The sequence below is a fragment of the Mycobacterium sp. 1274761.0 genome (genome assembly GCF_001668615.1).
Lineage (GTDB): Bacteria > Actinomycetota > Actinomycetes > Mycobacteriales > Mycobacteriaceae > Mycobacterium.
Map to the genome: position 1 here is coordinate 106,433 of NZ_LZMC01000111.1, position 21,751 is coordinate 128,183.

The 21,751-nt window shown below is 66.0% G+C and carries 17 protein-coding genes and 1 pseudogene; 5 read left to right on the plus strand and 13 right to left on the minus strand.

The genetic code is table 11. The features are described 5' to 3' along the window. Window positions 1–4: 4 nt before the first annotated feature. Together A5651_RS23705 and A5651_RS23710 are read right to left on the minus strand one after the other, a co-directional pair. Window positions 5–481, minus strand: coding sequence for a DUF3558 domain-containing protein (locus A5651_RS23705; protein ID WP_369803997.1), 477 nt, complete (start codon window positions 479–481; stop codon window positions 5–7). A gap of 54 nt (window positions 482–535) precedes the next feature. Continuing rightward, complete coding sequence (locus A5651_RS23710; protein WP_066986960.1) at window positions 536–1,084, minus strand: DUF3558 domain-containing protein; 549 nt, start codon at window positions 1,082–1,084, stop codon at window positions 536–538. 179 nt (window positions 1,085–1,263) lie between these two features. On the opposite strand from A5651_RS23710, the gene A5651_RS23715 reads away from it, so the two are divergent. From A5651_RS23715 to A5651_RS23730, 4 genes are read left to right on the plus strand one after another with little or no spacing between them, the layout of a single operon-like run. Continuing rightward, on the plus strand, window positions 1,264–1,587 hold the full coding sequence (locus A5651_RS23715) for a DUF3060 domain-containing protein (RefSeq protein WP_197496743.1): 324 nt from the start codon (window positions 1,264–1,266) through the stop codon (window positions 1,585–1,587). Between the two features lie 40 nt (window positions 1,588–1,627). Continuing rightward, on the plus strand, window positions 1,628–2,029 hold the full coding sequence (locus A5651_RS23720) for a DUF3060 domain-containing protein (RefSeq protein ID WP_066986965.1): 402 nt from the start codon (window positions 1,628–1,630) through the stop codon (window positions 2,027–2,029). 59 nt (window positions 2,030–2,088) lie between these two features. Beyond that, the gene (locus A5651_RS23725; protein WP_066986968.1) at window positions 2,089–2,694 is read left to right on the plus strand and encodes a TetR/AcrR family transcriptional regulator; all 606 of its coding nucleotides are present in this window, start codon (window positions 2,089–2,091) and stop codon (window positions 2,692–2,694) included. A gap of 6 nt (window positions 2,695–2,700) precedes the next feature. Next, window positions 2,701–3,810 carry a glycosyltransferase gene (locus A5651_RS23730; protein WP_066986972.1) on the plus strand — a complete coding sequence of 370 codons (1,110 nt, stop codon included), beginning with the start codon at window positions 2,701–2,703 and terminating at the stop codon, window positions 3,808–3,810. Here A5651_RS23730 and A5651_RS23735 read toward each other — a convergent pair. The 7 genes from A5651_RS23735 to A5651_RS23765 form a co-directional block, all read right to left on the minus strand. Continuing rightward, on the minus strand, window positions 3,807–4,565 hold the full coding sequence (locus A5651_RS23735) for a crotonase/enoyl-CoA hydratase family protein (RefSeq protein WP_066986975.1): 759 nt from the start codon (window positions 4,563–4,565) through the stop codon (window positions 3,807–3,809). The genes A5651_RS23730 and A5651_RS23735 overlap by 4 nt on opposite strands. After that, entirely contained in the window at window positions 4,562–5,275 is a 714-nt protein-coding gene (locus tag A5651_RS23740) for a PaaX family transcriptional regulator C-terminal domain-containing protein (RefSeq protein ID WP_066987045.1), read from the minus strand. The genes A5651_RS23735 and A5651_RS23740 overlap by 4 nt, the downstream gene beginning before the upstream one ends. A gap of 21 nt (window positions 5,276–5,296) precedes the next feature. Continuing rightward, window positions 5,297–6,235 (minus strand): crotonase/enoyl-CoA hydratase family protein, encoded by a 939-nt coding sequence (locus A5651_RS23745; RefSeq protein ID WP_066986979.1) that lies wholly within the window; start codon window positions 6,233–6,235, stop codon window positions 5,297–5,299. Next, the gene (locus tag A5651_RS23750) at window positions 6,232–7,896 is read right to left on the minus strand and encodes an acyl-CoA dehydrogenase family protein (RefSeq protein WP_066986982.1); all 1,665 of its coding nucleotides are present in this window, start codon (window positions 7,894–7,896) and stop codon (window positions 6,232–6,234) included. The genes A5651_RS23745 and A5651_RS23750 overlap by 4 nt, the downstream gene beginning before the upstream one ends. A gap of 48 nt (window positions 7,897–7,944) precedes the next feature. Beyond that, window positions 7,945–8,457, minus strand: coding sequence for a hypothetical protein (locus A5651_RS23755; RefSeq protein WP_231988801.1), 513 nt, complete (start codon window positions 8,455–8,457; stop codon window positions 7,945–7,947). A gap of 35 nt (window positions 8,458–8,492) precedes the next feature. Then, window positions 8,493–9,578, minus strand: coding sequence for a phosphatase PAP2 family protein (locus A5651_RS23760; RefSeq protein ID WP_082943942.1), 1,086 nt, complete (start codon window positions 9,576–9,578; stop codon window positions 8,493–8,495). A gap of 97 nt (window positions 9,579–9,675) precedes the next feature. After that, window positions 9,676–10,428 (minus strand): deoxyribonuclease IV, encoded by a 753-nt coding sequence (locus tag A5651_RS23765; protein ID WP_066986988.1) that lies wholly within the window; start codon window positions 10,426–10,428, stop codon window positions 9,676–9,678. 199 nt (window positions 10,429–10,627) lie between these two features. On the opposite strand from A5651_RS23765, the gene A5651_RS23770 reads away from it, so the two are divergent. After that, on the plus strand, window positions 10,628–11,329 hold the full coding sequence (locus A5651_RS23770; RefSeq protein ID WP_066986991.1) for an SH3 domain-containing protein: 702 nt from the start codon (window positions 10,628–10,630) through the stop codon (window positions 11,327–11,329). A 143-nt stretch (window positions 11,330–11,472) separates the two neighbouring features. Here A5651_RS23770 and A5651_RS23775 read toward each other — a convergent pair whose 3' ends face one another. The 4 genes and pseudogenes from A5651_RS23775 to A5651_RS23790 all read right to left on the minus strand — a co-directional run. Further along, complete coding sequence (locus A5651_RS23775; protein ID WP_066986994.1) at window positions 11,473–15,426, minus strand: DNA-directed RNA polymerase subunit beta'; 3,954 nt, start codon at window positions 15,424–15,426, stop codon at window positions 11,473–11,475. A gap of 36 nt (window positions 15,427–15,462) precedes the next feature. Then, entirely contained in the window at window positions 15,463–18,957 is a 3,495-nt protein-coding gene (locus A5651_RS23780) for a DNA-directed RNA polymerase subunit beta (protein WP_369803996.1), read from the minus strand. A gap of 386 nt (window positions 18,958–19,343) precedes the next feature. Continuing rightward, on the minus strand, window positions 19,344–21,170 hold the full coding sequence (locus A5651_RS23785) for an alpha/beta hydrolase (protein ID WP_066987000.1): 1,827 nt from the start codon (window positions 21,168–21,170) through the stop codon (window positions 19,344–19,346). A gap of 134 nt (window positions 21,171–21,304) precedes the next feature. Continuing rightward, a pseudogene (locus tag A5651_RS23790) lies at window positions 21,305–21,751 on the minus strand (ABC transporter ATP-binding protein); the annotation flags it as partial.

Genomic DNA, 21,751 nt, shown 5'->3' on the forward strand with positions numbered 1-21,751 from the left:
GGGGTCAGTTGACACGGTCCTGGCTGAGCTGTGCCAGCCGTTCGGCGATCGTGCACAGATCGGGCAGCGTGGCGGGATTCATCGTCTGGATCGACCAGGTGATGACGTCACCGCCTTTCGACACGTAGATGCTGCAGGCGTTGGCGTCGTACGCCTTGAACCCTTTGTTGCCGTCGAGAGACAGTTCGGTCAGCGTCCGGCCGGCCTGTTGTTCGAGCGTTCGCTCGGTGTCCATGTCGCTGCCGCGGTACCACCACGTCGAGATGCCCATGCCGGCACCGAACGAGCCGAGCATCGTGTTCTCCTGCCAGAAGCAGCCCGCGTCGCTGTCGACGACCTTGGTGAACATGCCCGAACCGGTGGCCGCGGCTATGTCGGAGTCCGTCACGTCGTTGCACTCGCCGCTGCGGAACCCGCCACTGGAACCGGTATCAGCGCCGAACGTCGGCCCGCGGTGTGGCGTGCCGGTACAGGCGGACAGAAAGGCGCAGGCCACCAGCGCAGCCCAGAGGTGACGCAGTTGTTTGGACACCGTCTACAGATCCGACGACAGGGTGGCCGCGAGCAGTTTTTCGGCGTCCTTGCACGGGTCGGTGTCGGTCTTGCCGCGGGTCTGCACCCACCAGCTCAAGACACCGGAGCCGGCCGCGGCGGTGGCCGAGCATCCCGCGCCGTTGGTGTCGCGACGGGCGAGAAACGCCTCGTGCCGTTCGATGTCCTTGTCCGTGACCGTCGCGCCGCGCTGCCGGACCAGCGTCCGTTCGCGGTCCAGGCTGCCGGTCTCGAACCACGAGAACGTGACGTCGACCGTGGCCGGAGCGGCACCTCCCGACCTGCGCTGCAGCACGTATTGGCACACCGCGCCGCTGTAGGGCCGCACCACGGTGTCAGCGCCCAGTATGTCTTGCACCGAGCTGTCCTCGAGGAGGCCGCAGCGGTTTTCGACGTAGCCGTAGCTGCGTTGCGGATCCGGCACGGCGAGCCGGGAGCGTTGTGCGGTTCCACTGACTGTCTGCGCACAGCCACCGGCGGTCACCACCGCCGTGACCGCTGCGATAGCAACCGCCGTGACCCGCCAACGCATCGTCGACACGCTACCCAGCGCCGTCCGGGGTCGCGACCCATGTATGCAGGCCCGACGCGAATCCGAACCGACCAACTACTGCCGTGAACCTCAGCCACGACGTACGCTTTACAGCCATGACCGCTGGGGGTTGGAAAGCGCTTCGCCGATCGGTGACGGTGTTTGCGGCCGTGGCGCCGATGGCGTTCATTGTGGGCGTTCCTCCCGCGCAGGCCAAAGAAGGCGACACCCACATCACGTCTGTCGGCAGCGTTCAGACGATCGACTGCAACGACTCGACGCTTCTGGTGAACGGTTCCGGCAACTCGATCACCGCGCTAGGTAGCTGCTGGGCGATCACGGTTCAGGGGTCGTCGAACACCATCATCGCCGACAACGTGATCAACGACATCACCGTCTACGGGTTCGATCAGGCCGTCTTCTATAAGAACGGCGACCCGGTTATCTGGGACCGTGGGCGGGAACTTGGCATGATGAATCGGATCGACCGCGTCCCCGCGTAGTCGTCCGGTTCTGTTCGCGCCCAACGGAAGCGAGGGAACCATGCGCACGCGCGTTTTGTTCGGTGCCACTGCCGCCGTCATCACCATCGGCCTCGCCGGCTGCGGAGCCGAGAGCAACGACACCAACTCTCCGTCAGCGACGTTCGGCTCCGAGGGTGGTCAGGTCGAGATCGGCAACACCATCAACTTCAGCTCGGTCGGCACAACCACGGAACTGGATTGCGCAGATGGAAAGTCGCTCAACATCGGCGGCAGCAACAACAAGCTGACCGTCAAGGGCACCTGCGCCAACGCGAACATCGGCGGCGCCGACAACACGCTGACCATCGAGCGCATCGACAAGGGGCTCAGCGTCGTCGGCTTCAACAACACCGTCACCTACAAGCAGGGCGATCCGAAGATCAACGACACCGGGTCAGGCAACAAAATCAGCAAAGGCTGACTTTTTGATGTCCATCATCATGGACATCAAATGGCAATTTGCTGTACATTGCCATTGACATGAAAACGCGCACGTACGACATGGGCGCACGTCAGCAGGCCAAAAACGCGACCCGCGACGCGATCATCCGGGCCGCGATCGACACCTTCATGGCCGAGCGATCATTCGAGATCACGCTGCCCTCCGTCGCCGAGCGCGCCGACGTATCGGTCAAGACGGTGCTGCGGCACTTCGGCAGCCGTGACGCACTGATCGATGCCGCGTGGTTGCAGGCGTATGCCGACGTCATGGCCGAACGCACGCCTCCGCCCGACGATCCGGACGCCGCGCTGCGGGTGCTCATCGCCCACTACGAACGCCTGGGCGAAATGGGCCTGGCCATGCTGGCCAATGAGAGCGACCATCGTGCGCAGCAGATGAACCACGCGGGGCGACTCGCCCACCGCCAATGGGTGGAGGACGTTTTTGCGTCCCGGCTTCCGCAGTCACCCGAGGCACGGGCCCGGTGCATCGACGTCCTTGTCGTCGCCACCGATGTTTACTGCTGGAAGCTGCTTCGCCTGGATCGGGCGTTGTCGGTCGACGAGGTCCACGATCGGATGTCGCTCATGACAGACGCCGTATTGGCAAGTGCGCAAAGCGAAGCCGGTCCAGTGCGGAGGTAGGGCGCCGTGAAAATCCTGTTCGCCATCGTCGACGGCGGGGGCAACGTGCCGCCACAGTTGGGCACCGCCCGGGCGCTTCGAGCTCGCGGCGTCGAGATCCTGGTGCTGGGTCACCCCGGCATTCGCACCCGGGTGGAAGCGGCCGGACTGCCATTCCAATCTTTCACCGGCGGAGCGCATTTCGATCCCACCGTCCCACGTTCGCTGGCAGCGATCATGGCGACCTTCACCCGGGTGGCGGCCGACAAGGCGGTCGGCCGCTGCATTGTCGAGGCCGCGAGCACGCACCGCGTCGACGCCGTCGTCGTCGACATGATCCTCAGCGCGAGCATTCCCGAGATCGAGAAGTCGGGCATCCCGACCATCGTCTTCGTGCACTGCTTCTACCGCGCGGTGCAGGATCTGGTGGCAGGCCCGGTGGGCTGGGTGCTGCGGCTGCGAGGCACCGATCCGCTGGCCGCCGAGCACGGCGGTCTCCTGCAGGTCGTCGCGGCTCGGGCCGACCTCGATCCCGTGCGCGGCAAACCGCCGGTCCGCCATGTCGGCGTGGTGTGGCAAGGCGTGCCGGCCGTTTCGGCTCCCGCTGAGGTGCCGCGAATCCTGGTCAGCCTCAGCACATGTGGCTTCCCCGGGCAGCGGCGCATGCTGCAGAACATTCTCGATGCGGTCGCCCCGCTTCCGGTTGAGGCGACGGTGACCGTCGGACCGGGAATCGACGCGGCGGGCCTGCGGGTGCCGCAGAACGCGACGATGCATGCGTGGCTCGACCATGACGATGTGCTTGCGACCGCGTCCTTGGTGGTCGGACACGGCGGCCACAGCACCGCGATGCGCGCGTTGTCGTTCGGCGTGCCGCAGGTCACCATGCCAGCCAACCCGATGATCGACCAGAAGGCCGTGGGCGCAGCCCTGCAGAAAGCCGGCAGCGGAATTCTGCTGCCTAAACACGCCAAGCCGCAACGCATCCGGGCCGCCATCGAGACGGTGTTGGGTGATCGGTCCTACCGGCGGGCGGCGAACCGGCTCGGCGAGCAGATCCGGCAGCGTGACGGCGCCGAGGTGGCCGCCGACGCGATCAGCGAATACGTCGCCGACCGGCAATTCGCCCCGTCCTAGGCCCCGGCGCCGTGCCGACCGGCTCCCGCAGCGAATCGCTGGGCGCCTTCGAGTGATTCGGACGCCACGCGCGACAAGCTGCCGAATTCGAAATCGATGGCCTCCGCCTCGGACATGCCCCACTGGTTGAGCTGTGACATGCGGTCAGATCGCATGCACTGCTGCGGCAGCGCGGCAAGCTCGGCGGCCAGCGCCTCGGCCTTCTCGCGCGCCTGCCCCTTGGGCGCCACCCGGTTGGCCAAACCCCACGACAGCGCTTCGGTGGCGTCGACGCCGCGGCCCGTCAGGATCATGTCCATGGCGCGGCTGTGCCCGATCAGCCGCGGCAACCGCACGGTCCCGCCGTCGATCAGCGGCACGCCCCAGCGTCGGCAGAAGACGCCCATGATCGCGTCCTCCTCCACCACCCGCAGGTCGCACCAGAGCGCGAGCTCGAGGCCGCCGGCCACGGCGTAGCCGCTGATGGCCGCGATCACCGGTTTCGACAGGACCATTCTGGTGGGTCCCATCGGTCCGGGCCCGGTGCGGTGCGCGGGATTGACGTCCGGGGTGCCGAATGCCTTGAGATCGGCTCCGGCGCAGAAGGTTCCGTTGTCGCCCCACAGCACGGCCACCGACGCCGAGTCGTCGCGGTCGAATTCGTCGAAGGCGGCGAACAACTCGGCCGCGGTCGGCCCATTTACGGCGTTACGGGCCTCGGGCCGGTTCATGATCACGGTGGTGACCGGGCCGCTGCGCTCGACTCGCACACTCATGTCGCCTCCATCAATTCGGTTTCGTTTCGTCGTGCCGCCAGCTCGGCGGCGAAGTCCGCGTACGACATGCGCAGTTCGGCGCCCGGCCAGTCGGCGGGCAACAACTCCGCGGGCAGCACGGGGTCGGTCAGCAGATGTCGCACCATCCCCGCGGCGGCGACGAAGCGGCCCGGGATGTCGGTGGCGGCGGTCATCTCGCCGAGTAACCGTCGGCCCGTCTCGGCCCACGCCGGAAGATCCCACAACAAGCGGGCCAGCTCGGCGGCGTTGTCGTCGTATCCGCGCATGACCCGCGCCCGTGACAGCACCTCGTCGGGCAGGGTGACCTTCACGTTGTCCGGACGTAGCCAGACACCTTCGCGCAGTTCGCTGAACCTGTTCTGCTGCAACGATGTTCGAAGACCCGCACGGATACGCGCGTCGATGCCGATGCTGGTGATCACCACGGTCGTCCACCCGCCGTCCCATGACGTCACTTGCGGGTTGAGCGCGTCGTCCTGCCGGCGCTGACGGGCCAGGAGCCGGTCCGACAGCCGGTAGCCGTCGTCGGACCGCACCAGATCCCCGGCGCTGACCATCCGGGTGAGGGCAACCCTTAGCGTGGCTTCCTTGATGTCGAAATCGCCTGTCAGGCGGATCAATTCGGCGACGGTAGCCCATGCCGGGTGAGTACCTAGCAGCACGCTCAAAACCACCGACCGGGCCGTCATCCGGTTGAGCGCGGCCACCGGTCAGACCCCGGAGGTGGTGCGGCCCGCATCACCGAACGGCTCGTCGCGGCTCTTCACCGCTTCGCGGAAGCCGCGATCGCGGGCCTCGGCGACGAAGGCGTGACCCTCGGGGGTATGGCGGGCGATGCCGTCGAAGACGGTGCTCACCATTCTGCTGGTGGCGACCCCCTGCTGCAGCAGCGCAGTGTTGAGCGCGAGCTTGGCCATGATGAGTTGATTGACAGGCATCGCGGCGATCCGCTCGACGAGGCGCTCGGTGCGTGTGTCGAGGTCGGCGGGTTCGGGTGCCTCGACGGCGAGGCCCCATTCGGCCGCCTGTGCTCCACTGATGCAATCACCGGTGAACAGGAGGCGTTTCGCGCGCTGGTCGCCTAGCCGGTGCGCCCACAGGCCTGCGGCGGGTACGCCCCAAACCCGCATCGGCGGGTAGCCGATCTTGGCGTCCGACGCGGCGATCACCTGATCGGCGTGCAGGGCGATGTCGGTGCCGCCGGCCACGCAGTACCCGTGGACCTTCACCACCGTCGGCTTGTCGCAGTGCATCAGGCTGGAGAACCCGCGGACGAAGCGGCTCATCATCTGATAGTCGATCATCGGATCCCACGGCTGATCGGGCAGGTGGTTGGTGGCCTGTGTCTTTCCAGACAGCACGGTGTCCCTGTACGGGCTGCCACCGCCGGCCGACGACGAGCCCTCGGCGTAGGCCGACAGGTCGAAACCGGCGCAGAACCCTTCACCACGACCCGAGACGAGGATGACGTGCACGTCGGGATCCAGGTCGGCGCGTTCGACGAGCGCGGACAGCTCCAGCGGAGTGTCGGCGATGATCGCGTTGCCTTTTTCGGGACGGTTGAACGTGATTCGGGCAATCCGGTCGGTGACCTCGTAGGTCATCGTTTTCAAGTTGTCGAAGTCGACCGGCCTGATCGCGTGCGTCACGCGCCCGGACCCCTGCCTGTCCTCCTCGCGTCCGGGGCCTTGACCAGCGCCCGCTCCAGAATGGGCGCCAGATCCAGCCCGGTGGGCATGGTCCCGTACGCACCACCCCACTGGCCGCCCATCCAGGTGGCCAGGAACGCCTCGGCCACGGCGGGATGGCCGTGCCGCACAAGCAGCGAACCCTGAAGCGCCAGACCGATGTCCTCGGCAACCTTGCGGGCGCGGTATTGGATGGTTTCCAGGTCGTCGAGTTGCGGTTTGAGCGCATCGATGTGGGCGTCCAGGCGCGGATCCTGACCCGCGGTCTTGTCCAGTTCGTCGAACAACACGTCGATGCTTTCCGGCCGGGTTGCCATGGCTCGCAACGTATCCAGCGCGCTGACGTTGCCCGAGCCCTCCCAGATGCCCATCAGCGGGGCCTCGCGATACAGCCGCGGCATACCGGATTCCTCGACGTAGCCGTTGCCACCCAGGCATTCCATCGCTTCGGCGGCGTGCCCGGTCGCGCGTTTACAGACCCAGTACTTGCTGGCCGCCAGCCCGATGCGGCGGAACAGCGCCTCACGCTCGTCGCCGCAGACTGCCCGGTCGGTGGCGCCCGCCATGCGCATCGCCAGGATGGTGGCGGCCTCGGCCTCCACCGCGAGGTCGGCCAGCACATTACGCATCAGCGGTTGGTCAATCAGGTACGCGCCGAATGCCTTTCGGTGCTGCGCGTGGTGGATGGCGCGACTCACGCCCGTGCGCATGCTCGTGGCACTGCCCAGCGTGCAGTCCAGCCGGGTCAGGTTCACCATTTCGATGATGGTCGGCACGCCGCGACCCTCCTCGCCGACCAGCCACGCCGTCGCGCCGTCGTACTCGACCTCCGACGACGCATTGGCGTGATTGCCGAGCTTGTCCTTGAGGCGCTGCAAGAACATTCGGTTGCGGGTGTCGTCGGGCAGGATCCGCGGCAGGAAGAAGCACGACAGCCCGCCGGGCGCCTGCGCCAGCACCAGGAAGATGTCGCACATCGGCGCGGAGGTGAACCACTTGTGTCCGGTCAGGCGGTAGCTGCCGTCCGCGTTGGGCGTCGCCTGGGTGGTGCCCGCGCGTACATCGGATCCGCCCTGCTTCTCGGTCATCGACATGCCCGCGGTGATACCGGCTTTGGTGGCAGGCACTTTCAGCTCGGGGTCGTAGGCGCGGCTGGTCAGCAGCGGCTCGTAGACATCGGCGAGCTCTTTGTTGTAGCGCAGCGCGGGCACCACGGCGTAGGTCATCGAGATCGGGCAGATGTGGCCGGGCTCCGGCGTCCACACCGACGTCTTGGCGGCACGTACGACATGGGCGCCCGGCCGGTCGTCGGCCCACGGCGCGGCATGCAGGCCGTGGCCGATCGCCACCTTCATCAGCTCGTGGTAGGCCGGGTCGTACTCGACTTCATCGACGCGGTGGCCGTAGCGGTCATGGGTGTGCAGGATCGGCTGGTTGCGATCGGCGAGCTCGCCCCACCGCTGCGCCTGTGCGCTGCCGGATAGCGCCCCGAGCTCGACGACCTCATCGAGACCCCACTCCCCGCCCTCGCGGATCAGCGCCTCGGTGAGCACGGGTGACGAGGCCGGGTTGACGTCCTCGAACGGTGGAACCTGATTGGTGACGACGTGCGTGTCTGGCATGCTGTCGATATTACAGTTTCCCGACAGCCGCACAATAGCCGTAATGGCCTACTTGCAGAGGTCGGCGACCTTCGCCCGACCCTCCTCGCCGGCGGTGAGCCGCTCGGCCTGCTGCGGGTCGTCGTTGGTGACCCCGGCGAGGGCATTGACCCCGATCTCTTCGAGGTTGTTGGCGAACTGGCGTACGGCGTCGGCCAGCTCCGGCACCGTCTGGTCGTCGAGCCGGCTGCGCAAATACTCACCACCGCCGATCAGTGACAGCCGGGCGTTGCTGGCGACCGCGGTCTGCGCAACCGGGTCGGACCCGAGGTCGGCGTGCGTCTGTAGCTGGACCGCCCGGCTGACGATGTCAAACGCCGCACACACCTTCTGCTTCGATTCGGCCGACGGCTGCGGCGCCTCCTCCTTCTCCGGCCACGCCATCACGATCGCCCACGCGGCGACACCGACGGCGGCCAACGCGACGATGAGCGACAGAAGCGCGATCACGCTGGCGCCCTTCGCCGCCGTCATCGGCGACGGATACGTTGGAGGTGGCTTGGCTGGTGCGGTGTCCGCCATGGCGAAATGGTAGCGGCCGTCGCTGCGTCGGTCCTTTAGGCGCTCGACACGGCGTCTTCGCCAACGCGGGGTCTATCCCGCCGAGCCTCAAAGTGATTCGCGACCACGACGCCGGCCGCCGCCAGCGCCCAGCCGAGCAGGATGTCGATCACGTAATGCTCGGCCGTGTAAACCAGCGTGAAGGCCATGATCAGAACATAGGCAGCCAACAGCGGCCGCCACCCGCGATGCACCCGCTTCCATAGGAACGCCGCGATAGCGGCGGTCATCGCCGCATGCAGGGACGGAATGGCGGCCACCAGGTTGACGCTCGCCTGGCCCGAATCCAGCAGTGCGCTCGCGGTGTGCAGGTTCAGCTTCCCCCAGCCGCGGCCGACAATCCGTTCGATCCAGGGATTGGCGCCGTCCTGGCTGGTCTGCATCGCGCCCAGCAGACCACCGTCGGGCACACCGCGGGGTGAGCCGAACATGCACGACGGCCCCGCCGGGCCACCGCTGACGTCGGCTGCGGTGCAGCGGGCCGCCGCCCACGGCGGCGCTGCCGGCACCAACGCATAGATCACCAGGCCTGCACACGACAGCCCGACGAACAGCTTGACGAACGCCTTCCACTCGTCGCGGTCGCGCAGCCACAGCGCGCCCGCCACCACGTATGGCAGCACGAAGAACGACATATAGACGGTGCTCATCACCACTTCCCACCACGGGGGCAGCGGCGCCTTCAGCCGTTCCTGCAGCCACACCGTCGGGATGGTGCCGAAGAACAACCAGCGGTCCACCTCGGCTGGCCACTGCCACAGGGTCGGTCTGCCGATCAGATCCGCCGCTCCCCTACTTAAGTCGTATGCGAGCAGCACGACCGCGAACGGCAACCAGTCGCGGATGACGTAGAGCATGCGACGGCCCTGTCCAATGCTCGCGGCGAGCAGACCCGTCGCGACGTACAGCAGAACCAGTTCACGGTTGAACGCGAAGCCGTCGGTCACCGTGCGATAGATCAGCACGGCGGCCCAGACAGCAATGGCGAGCCAGCGAACGATCTTCAGCCAACGACCGCGGGCGACGGCCGGACCGTCGTCGACGCGTGTCGCCGCAATTGGCGCCTCGTCAATTGCGGACACTTCGGCCTTTCGACTCGGGATGATCGTGATTCCCGGCGAACAGCCTAGTTAACCGTGGTGCTATCCGGAGTTTTGATGCCGTTCGGTTATCAGATTCTCAGCCGACGTGCTCGCGCAGAAACGCGATGTCGTCCTTGCGGCCCGCGTCGGCTGTTTCACAGATGACCGGCGCGTCGGCGGCCTCCACGACGGCGACGAGGAGGTCCGGTTTGATCTGGCCGGTGCCGAAGTTGGCGTGCCGGTCGGCCCCCGAACCCGCCGCGTCCCGCGAGTCGTTGCAATGTACGAGGTCGATGCGGCCGGTGAGGGCCTTGATGCGGTCGACGGCATCGATCAAGGCCTCGCCGGCCGCCCACGCGTGGCACGTGTCGAGGCAGAAACCGATGCCGGTGTCGCCGATGTGGTCCCACAGCCGGCCGATGGTGTCGAAGTGGCGGGCCATTGCGTGGTCGCCGCCCGCGGTGTTCTCGAGGTAAACCGGCACATCGGACTCCAGGTACTTGAGCGCTTTGACCCAGCGCTCGAAACCGGCCTCCATGTCGTTGTCGTCGGCGTGGCCGCCGTGGACAATGACCGCCGTCGCGTTGATCTCCGCCGCGGCATCGCAGGTGTCCTGCAGGATCTTGCGCGACGGGATGCGCACCCGGTTGTTCGCCGACGCCACATTGATCAGGTACGGCGCATGCACATACAGCGGCATGCTGGCCGCCCTCAGCGTCTCCGCATCCTCGCGGGGCTTGGGTTTCTTCCAGCTCTGCGGGTTGCCGAGGAAGAACTGAACGACGTCGGCTCCGTCGGCCTCGGCAGCTGCCAGGGGATCGTCTTGGTGGACGTGCGAACCAATAAGCACGACGACGAGTCTAGTGATGCGGCCGGACACCTTCCTGCGCGAGCAGACGCTAACGCACGCGACACGCCGGTGAAGAATGTGCGTTTGCGTCTGCTCGCCAAGAGAAAAGCCCCCGCACGGAACGGGGGTGGGTGGTGCGGCGAAATCGTAGGGAAACACCTGATTGATTACGGACGCATGCCGTTCGTAGCGTCAACGGATGACGACACCGAAGATCATTGCTGTCGCGGCGGCCGCCGTCGGCGCCGCCGGGATGGTGACCGTACCGTTGACCGCTAGCGCGGAGCCCGCCTGCCTGGACTGGCGCTTCCCCGATGCCGCGCTGTTCCTCGACTTGGACAACGGGGTCAACATCGGGGTGCCCTGGTTGGCTGGAACGAACAAGGTCCGAGTGACTCAGGGTGCGGCGATTCTCCATTCGCCGGACGGCGGCACATGGCAGGGCGACATCGAACCCGGCGGCGGAACATACCAAGGGGACACGATCAAGTTCCGGATCGACTGGACGCAGGGCGTCGGCGGCGAGCACCCGAAGAGCGAATTCAACGGCAAGATCAGCCCAGATGGAGTTGCGACCGGCACCACAGTCAACGAGAAGAACGTGACGAACGGGTGGACGGCACAGGGGAAGTTCACGTGCACCGCTCGGGCCGCCGAGCCCGCGGCGCCGAAGCCGGCCGACCCCGGGCCACCACCAGCGGATCAGAACACCGCAACCATCACCGACAACGTGGACCTGTATGAGAACCCAGGCGGTGAAGGACAGCCGGTCGACTTCGTCCCCGCCGGACGAAAGGTCAAAGTCCTGACACGGCAGGCCGATAATTGGGTGAAGATCTCGGGCTCAGGCGTGCCGAATCACGACACCGGCTGGGTGTGGGGCGACTTCGTCAAGGGCTAGCCTCGACACCCGCGCACGATCACAATGTCAGCCTCAGAGCGGTTCCATGCATATATATCCTTGGCGAAGCTCTCAGAGCGACATTGTGTCAGGCACCAACGAAAAAGCCCCCGCACGAAGCGGGGGCTTTCTCGTGACTCGGTCTAGCGGTAATCCGAGTAGCCGTAGTCGTCCAACGGAACCGCTGCTCCGGTCGCCTGGCCGAAGTCGGGGCTGTAGTACTGATCCTCGTACGACGGGATCGTGTACGCGGCGGCCCGCGCCTCCTCGGTCGGCTGCACCTGGATGTTGCGGTACCGGTTAATGCCCGTACCGGCCGGGATCAGCTTGCCGATGATCACGTTCTCCTTCAGACCCTGCAGCTTGTCGCTGCGGCAGTTGATCGCCGCATCGGTCAGCACGCGCGTGGTCTCCTGGAACGACGCCGCCGACAGCCACGAGTCGGTGGCCAGCGACGCCTTCGTGATGCCCATCAGCACCGGACGACCCGCCGCGGGCTCGCCGCCCTCGGCGACCACTCGACGGTTCTCGGTCTCGAACTCGCCGCGCTCAGTCAGCGAGCCGGGCAGGAACTCCGTGCTGCCCGAATCGATGATCGTGACGCGCCGCAGCATCTGCCGGACGATGACCTCGATGTGCTTGTCGTGGATCGACACACCCTGAGCGCGGTAGACCTCCTGGACCTCCTTCACGAGGTGGATCTGCACCTCGCGGGGACCCTGGACACGCAGCACCTCGTGGGGGTCCGCGGAGCCTTCCATTAGCTGCTGACCGACCTCGACGTGGTCGCCGTTGCTCAGCAGCCGCTCGGTGCCGTCCTCGTGCTTGAACACCTTGAGGCGACGGTTGCGCTTGGGCAGCTTGTCGTAGACGACTTCCTCGCCACCGTCGTCGGGGACGATGGTGATCTTGTAGAAGGAGTCGCTTTCCTCGAGCTGCACCCGTCCGGTGACGTCCGCGATCGGCGCCTTGTTGCGCGGCACGCGGGCCTCGAACAATTCCTGCACACGAGGCAGACCGCCGGTGATGTCCTCACCCACACCGCCCTGGTGGAAGGTGCGCATGGTCAGCTGCGTGCCGGGCTCACCGATGGACTGCGCGGCGACGATGCCGACGGCCTCGCCGATATCGACCAGCTTGCCGGTCGCCATCGAGCGGCCGTAGCACATCGCGCACACGCCGGTACCCGTCGTGCAGGTCAGCACCGAGCGAACCTTGACCTCGGTGATGCCCGCCGCGAGCAGCGCCTCGATGGCCGGGTCACCCAAATCGTGACCCCGCTCGACGATGACGTTGCCGTTGGCGTCGACGGCGTCGGCGGCCAACGTCCGCGCGTACGCCGACGTCTCGATGTGCGGGTCGCGGATGTGGCCACCGTCGGCGGCCAGCTCGGCCAGCGTGACGGTGATGCCACGCTCGGTCTCGCAGTCGGCCTCGCGCACGATGACGTCTTGGCTGACGTCCACCAGACGACGGGTCAGGTAACCCGAGTCGGCGGTACGAAGAGCCGTGTCCGCCAAACCCTTTCGGGCGCCGTGAGTGTTGATGAAGTACTCCAACACCGTCAGGCCCTCGCGGAACGACGACTTGATGGGCCGTGGGATGAACTCACCCTTCGGGTTGGTCACCAGACCCTTCATGCCGGCCAGCGTGCGCGTCTGGGTGAAGTTACCCGTGGCGCCTGAGTCGACGATCGTGATGATCGGGTTGTCCTGCGGGTAGTGCTCCCGCAGTGCCTCGCCGACCTCTTCGGTCGCCTGCTGCCAGATCTTGACCAGCTCACCGTTGCGCTCGTCGTGGTTCAGAGCACCGCGCTGGTACTTCTTTTCAATCCCGTCGGCTTCCTTCTCGTAGCGGTCGAGGATCTCCTGCTTGTTCGGCGGCACGATCACGTCGGCCATCGACACCGTGACACCGCTGCGGGTGGCCCAGTAGAAGCCGGCGTCCTTGAGCTTGTCCACCGTCTGGGCGACCACGATCATCGGATAGCGCTCGGCCAGGTCGTTGATGATCGACGCCTGAACCTTCTTGTGCATCTGCTGGTTGATGAAGGGGTACTTCGTCGGCAGCAGCTCGTTGAACAGCACACGGCCCAAAGTGGTTTCGGCCGTCCAGGCGTCATCGGGCTTCCAGCCCTCGTCGCCGAACAGCTCGGCCTCGACCTCGGCGGGCGGACGCAGATTGGTCAACCGCACCTTGATCTTGGCCCGCACCGACAGCGCACCGCGGTCGAGCGCCATGATCGCCTCGGCGGGCGACGCGTAGACACCCGTCTCCGGCTGATCCTTGGCGGCCGGGGTGTATTCGCCCTTGTCCCCGGGCACCTCGGTGGTCAGGTAGAACAGCCCGGTCACCATGTCCAGACGCGGCATGGCCAACGGACGGCCCGACGCCGGCGACAGGATGTTGTTGCTCGACAGCATCAGGATGCGGGCCTCGGCCTGCGCCTCTGCACTCAGCGGTAGGTGCACGGCCATCTGGTCACCGTCGAAGTCGGCGTTGAACGCCTCACACACCAACGGGTGCAGCTGAATGGCCTTGCCTTCCACCAGCTGCGGCTCGAAGGCCTGGATACCGAGGCGGTGCAGCGTCGGCGCGCGGTTCAGCAGCACCGGGTGCTCGCCGATGACCTCTTCGAGGACGTCCCACACCTGCGGACGCTGACGCTCCACCATCCGCTTGGCGCTCTTGATGTTCTGCGCGTGGTTCAGGTCGACCAGACGCTTCATCACGAACGGCTTGAACAGCTCCAGCGCCATCAGCTTGGGCAGACCACACTGGTGCAGCTTGAGCTGCGGACCGACCACGATGACCGAACGGCCCGAGTAGTCGACGCGCTTACCGAGCAGGTTCTGACGGAACCGGCCCTGCTTACCCTTCAACAGGTCGCTCAACGACTTCAGCGGACGGTTGCCCGGCCCGGTGACCGGACGGCCGCGACGGCCGTTGTCAAACAGCGCGTCCACCGACTCCTGAAGCATGCGCTTCTCGTTGTTGACGATGATCTCGGGCGCGCCGAGATCGATCAGTCGCTTCAACCGGTTGTTGCGGTTGATCACGCGGCGATACAGGTCGTTGAGGTCGGACGTGGCGAAGCGGCCACCGTCGAGCTGCACCATCGGGCGCAGTTCCGGCGGGATCACCGGCACCGCATCGAGCACCATGCCCATCGGTGAGTTGCCCGACTGCTGGAACGCGGCGACCACCTTCAGGCGCTTGAGGGCACGAAGCTTCTTCTGCCCCTTGCCGTTACGGATCACGTCGCGCAGCGACTCGGCCTCGGCGTCGATGTCGAAGTTCTCGATGAGCTTCTTGATCGACTCGGCGCCCATGGCACCCTCGAAGTACTCGCCGTAGCGGTCGACCAGCTCGCGGTAGAGCACCTCGTCGACGATCAGCTGCTTGGGAGCCAGCTTGGTGAACGTCGTCCAGATCTCCTCGAGCCGGTCCAGCTCACGCTGGGCCCGGTCGCGCAGCTGACGCATCTCGCGCTCGCCACCGTCGCGGACCTTGCGTCGGACGTCGCTTTTGGCGCCTTCCTCCTCGAGCTCCTTGAGGTCGGCCTCGAGCTTCTGCGCACGCGCTTCGAGATCGGCGTCGCGCTGATCCTCAACGGCCTTGCGCTCGACGGCCATCTCGGCCTCCAGCGTCGACAGCTCGTTGTGCCGCATCTCCTCGTCCACGCTGGTGATGACGTAGGCCGCGAAGTAGATGATCTTTTCGAGATCCTTCGGCGCCAGGTCCAGCAGGTAGCCCAGACGCGACGGCACGCCCTTGAAGTACCAGATGTGCGTAACGGGCGCGGCCAGCTCGATGTGGCCCATCCGCTCGCGCCGCACCTTGGCGCGGGTCACCTCGACGCCGCAGCGCTCGCAGATGATGCCCTTGAAGCGGACGCGCTTGTACTTGCCGCAGTAGCACTCCCAGTCGCGAGTCGGTCCGAAGATCTTCTCGCAGAACAGGCCGTCCTTCTCCGGCTTCAATGTGCGGTAGTTGATGGTCTCCGGCTTCTTGACCTCGCCGTAGCTCCACTGACGGATGTCGTCAGCGGTGGCAAGGCCGATGCGGAGCTCATCGAAGAAGTTGACGTCTAGCACGTAACTCCCTTTCCCCTTTCGGGACTAGAAAACTATTTAGGCCAAATCTTCTACAGAGGCAGATTCGTTGCGGGACAAGTTGATTCCGAGGTTCGCCGCGGCGCGCTCAAGGTCCTCGTCGTCACTGTCACGCATCTCGATCGCCGCACCGTCACTCGACAGCACCTCGACGTTGAGGCACAACGACTGCAGCTCTTTGAGCAGCACCTTGAACGACTCGGGTATCCCCGGCTCAGGGATGTTCTCGCCCTTGACGATCGCCTCGTACACCTTGACCCGGCCGACGGTGTCGTCACTCTTGATGGTCAGCAGCTCCTGCAGCGTGTAAGCCGCGCCATAGGCCTGCATGGCCCAGCACTCCATCTCACCGAACCGCTGGCCACCGAACTGCGCCTTACCGCCCAGCGGCTGCTGGGTGATCATCGAGTACGGGCCAGTCGAGCGGGCGTGGATCTTGTCGTCCACCAGGTGGTGCAACTTGAGGATGTACATGTAGCCGACCGTCACCGGGTACGGGAACGGTTCGCCGCTGCGGCCGTCGTAGAGCACCGCCTTGCCATCCTCGTCGACCAAGGTGTCGCCGTCGCGGTTCGGCAGCGTAGAGGCCAACAGCCCCTGCAGCTCCGCCTCGCGGGCGCCGTCGAACACCGGCGTCGACACGATGGTGTTCGGCTCGGCCTCCAACAGCTCCTTGGGCAGATTGGCCGCCCAGTCCGGAGATGCCCCCCCTTCTAGGGAGACCTTCCAGCCGGCCTTGGCCACCCACCCGAGGTGGGTTTCCAGGATTTGGCCGATGTTCATCCGTCGCGGCACACCGTGGGTGTTGAGGATGATGTCGACCGGCGTGCCGTCCGGCAGGAACGGCATGTCCTCGACCGGAAGGATCTTGCCGATGACGCCCTTGTTGCCGTGGCGCCCGGCGAGCTTGTCGCCGTCGGAGATCTTGCGCTTCTGGGCCACGTAGACGCGGACCAGCTCGTTGACACCGGCGGGCAGCTCGTCGTCGTCCTCGCGGGAGAACACCCGAATGCCGATGACCTTGCCGGACTCGCCGTGCGGCACCTTCAGCGACGTGTCGCGGACCTCGCGCGCTTTCTCGCCGAAGATCGCGCGGAGCAGTCGCTCCTCCGGGGTCAGCTCGGTCTCGCCTTTCGGGGTGACCTTGCCGACCAGGATGTCGCCGTCGCGGACCTCGGCGCCGATGCGGACGATGCCGCGCTCGTCGAGGTCGGCCAGCACCTCATCGGAGACGTTGGGGATGTCCCGCGTGATCTCCTCGGCGCCCAGCTTGGTGTCGCGGGCGTCGATCTCGTGCTCTTCGATGTGGATCGAGGTCAGCACGTCCTCTTCGACCAGACGGTTGGAGAGGATGATCGCGTCCTCGTAGTTGTGACCCTCCCACGGCATGATCGCCACGAGCAGGTTCTTGCCCAACGCCATCTCGCCCTGCTCGGTGCAGGGACCGTCGGCGATGACCTGGCCGCCCTCGACGCGGTCGCCCTGGTCGACGATCGGCCGCTGGTTGGCGCAGGTGCCGTGGTTGGAGCGGGCGAACTTGCGCATCCGGTAGGTCTGACGGGTGCCGTCGTCGGCCATCACGGTGATGTAGTCGGCGCTGACCTCCTCGATCACGCCCGCCTTGTCGGCAACGACGACGTCGCCGGCGTCGATCGCGGCACGCAGTTCCATGCCGGTACCCACCAGGGGTGCCTCGCTGCGCACCAGCGGAACCGCCTGGCGCTGCATGTTGGCACCCATCAGGGCGCGGTTTGCGTCGTCGTGCTCGAGGAACGGGATCATGGCCGTGGCCACCGACACCATCTGGCGCGGCGAGACGTCCATGTAGTCGACCTCGGTCGCCGAGACGAACTCGACCTCGCCGCCCTTACGACGGACCAGCACGCGCTCCTCGGTGAAGCGGCCCTTGTCGTCGATCGGCGAGTTGGCCTGCGCCACGACGTGGCGGTCCTCTTCGTCGGCGGTGAGGTACTCGATGTCGTCGGTGACCACCCCGTCGGTGACCTTGCGGTACGGCGTCTCGATGAAGCCGAACGGGTTCACCCGCGCGTACACCGACAGCGAGCCGATCAGGCCGATGTTCGGGCCTTCCGGCGTCTCGATCGGGCACATGCGGCCGTAGTGGCTGGAGTGCACGTCGCGGACCTCGAGGCCGGCGCGCTCACGGGACAGACCGCCGGGGCCCAGCGCCGACAGGCGACGCTTGTGGGTCAGGCCCGACAGCGGGTTGTTCTGGTCCATGAACTGGCTCAGCTGGCTGGTGCCGAAGAACTCCTTGATCGCCGCCACGACGGGACGGATGTTGATCAGGGTCTGCGGCGTGATCGCCTCGACGTCCTGGGTGGTCATCCGCTCGCGGACGACGCGCTCCATACGGGAAAGGCCGACGCGGATCTGGTTCTGGATCAGTTCGCCGACCGTGCGCAGACGACGGTTGCCGAAGTGGTCGATGTCGTCCACCTCGACGGGGACCTCGACGCCGCCAGGGGCGGTCATCGTGGTCTGGCCCTCATGCAGCCGCACCAGGTACTCGATGGTCGCGACGACGTCCTCTTCGGTGAGCGTCGAGCTGGTGATCGGCTGGCCGGCGTTGAGGCCGAGCTTCTTATTGACCTTATAGCGGCCGACGCGGGCCAGGTCATAGCGCTTCTCCTTGAAGAACAGGTTCTCCAGCAGGGTCTGCGCGGACTCCTTGGTCGGCGGCTCACCCGGACGCAGCTTGCGGTAGATGTCCAGCAGCGCCTCGTCGGTGCCTGCGGTGTTGTCCTTCTCCAGCGTGCTCATCATGATCTCGGAGAAGCCGAAGCGCTCCGTGATCTGCTCGGTCGACCAGCCCAGTGCCTTCAACAGCACGGTGACCGGCTGACGACGCTTGCGGTCGATGCGCACGCCGACGGTGTCGCGCTTGTCGACGTCGAACTCCAGCCACGCGCCGCGGCCCGGGATCACCTTGACGCTGTGCAGCGTCTTGTCGGTGGTCTTGTCGCGGGTCTCGTCGAAGTAGACACCGGGCGAGCGGACCAGCTGGCTGACGACGACACGCTCGGTGCCGTTGATGATGAAGGTGCCCTTCTCCGTCATCATCGGGAAGTCACCCATGAACACCGTCTGGCTCTTGATCTCGCCGGTGTTGTTGTTGATGAACTCGGCCGTGACGAACAGCGGGGCCGCGTACGTCATGTCCTTGTCTTTGCACTCGTCGACGGGCGCCTTGACCTCGTCGAAGCGCGGATCGGAGAACGACAGCGACATCGAGCCGGAGAAGTCTTCGATCGGGGACAGCTCGGAGAGCACTTCCTCCAGGCCGCCGACGGGGTTGACGTCACCGCGGGCGGTGGCGACCTCACGCCAGTGGTCGGAGCCGATCAGCCATTCGAAGGACTCGGTCTGAACGTCAAGCAGCCCCGGAACCTCGAGAGGCTCGCGGAGCTTGGCGAATGAGATTCGATTAGGTGCTCCGGGTACGGAGCTAGAAGTAGTAGTAGCGGACTTGCTCTGGCGGGAGACTGCCAAGATGCATCCTTCCAGCACCTCATGCGGCTATCGGGAAGGCCTGCACCGTCCCTACGCCGCGAACTCTGCGTCGGTTCGGCTGGCGTTCTCCCAATCACAACGGCCCCGGACGACGGGCACGCAACTAGATCACTGAGCCGGAGTGCGGGGCTCAGGCATAGACAACGGTGTCCACAGTGTCAGAGGCGGTAGATGGGCAGGAGGCAGCCAGCGCAACGTCCAACGATAGCGCAGGACGGCGTATTCCTCAACCGCGGCATGCAGAGTCAACCCGGGCGCTGGCTGGCGCTAGGTCCGTTGTTGACCGGTGCACACATTGCTGCCCAACAGACTGGCCCGTCGAGGCCCTTCCGTCAAGAGATAACGCCGTGTTGCGTGTGGAGTTTTTACGCCGCGACCTCGGTTTGCACGCTGGTTTCTTGACCAGCGGGGACGTCGGTCGCGAAGTTGATGTTGGCCAGCAATCCAAAGAAGACCGCCGTCAGCTGACGGGCCACCGTGTCGATGGGGCCGGGCTGCGGTTGAACCAGTGCGACGGCCGGGCCGGCGGGCGTCGGAATCGTCAGCGCGTCGCCAGGATGGCCGTAGAAGCCGGTTTTCTGGCAGCTGGAGTCGTATTGGCAGGCGAACATGTCGCTGATCCAGGTGGCGGCCAGGATCTGCGAGCCGGCCACATTGCTCGGCAGCGAGATGCCCGTGAGGAGGTAGGCGCCGAACTGGACCAGCGGATTGCCCCCGATCATCGAGTCCGAATGCAGGCCGCCGAGCAGCTGCGCGCCGTGGAAGTCGTCGGGGCGCACTTGCGCCAGCGCGGCGTCCATGGTGCCGAACAGGTTCCACATGTAGGGCGTGGCCGACAGGTTGTACACCGGGATGCCCTCGAGCTTCTGCAGGATCGGCACAGGATCGGTGAAGGAAACGCCGTCGAGCATGAGCACCCCGGCCAGGTGGTAGGGCGTCGGGCCGTCGTGTTCGGCGATGTAGCGGGCGGTGTCGATGACCAGGCCGCCGCCGAGGGAATGCCCGACGAGGACGACATCCTGCGGCAGCGCGTCGCGGGTGTAGCCGGCGGCTTGGGCGCTGGTGAGTAGTTCGTCGTTCGCGGGATCGGTGAACAGGTCGGCTACGGCTTGATGCATCTGCGTTCCGCCGAGCCACATGCCGTCGGTGGCGAAGAGGTTCGACGTCAGCGTCGGCGCCACGACCACGCTGTTGGTCTGCTGGGCGAGGTAGGAGGCGGTGTAGTCGTAGAAGACGCCGCGCGCGAGGAAACCGTGCTGCAGGTAGATAACGTGCTCGGGTGCTGCCCCCTCTTCGATGTCGAGGGAACCTTCGGGGAAGTACCAATCGGCGGGCACCTCCTGATCACCGACGACGAGCGTCGACCGCTTGACCGTGACGCCGCTTCCCGGCAGGGCCATCGGCGGTCCTTCGAAGACACTCTCGGCAAGCGAGATGAGGCCGAACACCAGCGTGCCGATCGCGCTGATCACCGGCGGCACGTCGATGGGCTTGGACACCGCGGCCGTCGCGGTCGACCGCGCGAGCATCGGGGTGTCGAGCGTGAGGTTCGCCGACGTCGGCGTGACTGTCAGGGCATCGCGAACGTTACTTACCTGCCGAATCTGTGGCGATTCGTCGACAGGTAAGGAACGCTCGCGGGGTTCGGCCGGCTGTTCGGTCGAGTCCGGCTGTTCGACGGGTTCGGCGCGACGGGTCCGGTCGACGACGGCCTTGCGGTCGGGCAGGTGGGTGACCGCGGCCATGACATCGTCGCCATCGTCGATCACCCGTGTTCCGCGTCCGCCCGCCGCGGGCTTGGCGTGTTTGCGAGCGGTGTCCCCGACCTTTTCGGTGTCGTCCTTGTCGGTGTCGACCTTGTTCGTCTCGTCCTTGTCGGTGTCGACCCTGGCTTTGGTGTCGTCGACGGCGTTCTCATCGGCAGGCGCGTCGGCTTGCTGCTCGTCGACACGCTTGGGCTTGGTATCGATTCTGCCGAGGGAGTGGCTGCGCTTGTGCCGCGTCTTCTTATTGGCGTCGGCGCCTGAATCTTGTTTGTTCTCAGCCGTATTCGCTGACTGCGACGTGTTGGTCCTGCCGTCGCCGTCGCCGTCGCCTTCGGCGTAAGCAGCGCCCGCTCCGGCCAGCATTCCGGCTGTCACACCGGCGCATACCGCACCCGCACCGAGCCACAACAAGAACCGGTCGACCATTCGCGTCTCCTGTCCCACAACCGCCGGTAACCGTAACCATCGGCGGCGGGTGCAGGAGGACGTTTACGTCGAATCCGCAGAAACACAACTGCCGGCGGACTCTTGTCCGCCGGCAGTTCGTGTCAAGACCACGGTCAGCGCTCGCCGCTCAGCGGGATGCGGCCCGTCGGAGCATCGTCGCCCTGACGATGGCGCGAGGTCTCCCCGTCGCTGGCGAATTCGCTGGACTGGTACTTGTGCGTGCCCTCGAGGTCGTCGCGGATGGCTTCCTGCGCGTTCGGCGGCAGCGTGTGCATGATCTCGCGCACCCGGGCCTGGCGGCGGCCGACGGCGGCGCGCTCCGGCATGCCCGGGGTCGCGGTGATCTGCGGCGGCACGCCTTGGATCTCCTCGACACCACCGTCGTGGTGACCGGCGTCGACCATGGCCTGCTCTTCGGCCATCTGCGCCTCGTCCTTTTCCTCCGACATACCGATCGGGCCGATGCGGCGACCGTTGAGGAATTGCCGCACCACCGGCTCATCACTGGTCAACAAGACCTCACGCGGACCGAACATCACCAGATGCTTGCGGAACAACAT